The sequence below is a fragment of the Acidilobus sp. genome, assembly GCF_049973875.1.
Classification (GTDB): Archaea; Thermoproteota; Thermoprotei_A; order Sulfolobales; family Acidilobaceae; genus Acidilobus.
In genome coordinates, this window is record NZ_JBMFJI010000101.1 from 1 (window position 1) to 672 (window position 672).

General features: G+C 55.8%; 1 protein-coding gene. It reads right to left on the bottom strand.

Annotated features, from left to right (window positions below):
* Window positions 1-672: hypothetical protein (locus ACP5H1_RS08535; RefSeq protein WP_427974104.1), on the bottom strand; the 672-nt coding region annotated here is incomplete at both ends.

Genomic DNA, 672 nt, shown 5'->3' on the forward strand with positions numbered 1-672 from the left:
GAGTGAGGCCCTCAAGTGTCCCGTAAAGCTCCATTGGGTTCTCAGTGCAGCCGACCCTCACCTCGTTCTGGGGTAAGTCCTCAATGAACTCAGAGACAAAGTCCCTTGCGGCCTCGCTAGGCACATACATCGGCAGTGAGGCCTCAAGCTGTGATGCGTCCTCCTCAACCGAGCTCTCCCCAAACCCGTACTCAACTATGTCCTCAAGGCTCTGTGCGAGGGGAGGCCTGGGGACTTCACGCAAGGGCATCTCCGCAAGGTCGAAGTAGTTGGGGCACGAAGGGTTCACCTTGCATGGCGTGAGCCTTATCGGGACTCCCATGGCGAAAATTACGTAGCGTAGTAGGAACAATAAAACATGTTTCACGACGTCCTGGCTCTTTGTGAACGCCGCTATGCTGTTGCCGCAGCTAAAGGAAAGTGGGGCAGGAGCGAAGACCCTGAGTGAAAAGACCTCGTTCATGCTTGCGTGTCTCCTTGGCCTGTAGCGTGTGTAAAATATAACCTCAAAGAGCTTGCCCGCAAGCCCGGTTCCTCCCTGAGAGCGGTAGGTTACCCCTGCTAGCCTAGTGAACTCCTGGAGCCTCCTTGCGGATATCCCGTGCTTCTTTGCCACATCTGTGGATGCCTTCCTTATGCTTTCCCACTCAGAGGAAAAGGGGAGCGGGCCCC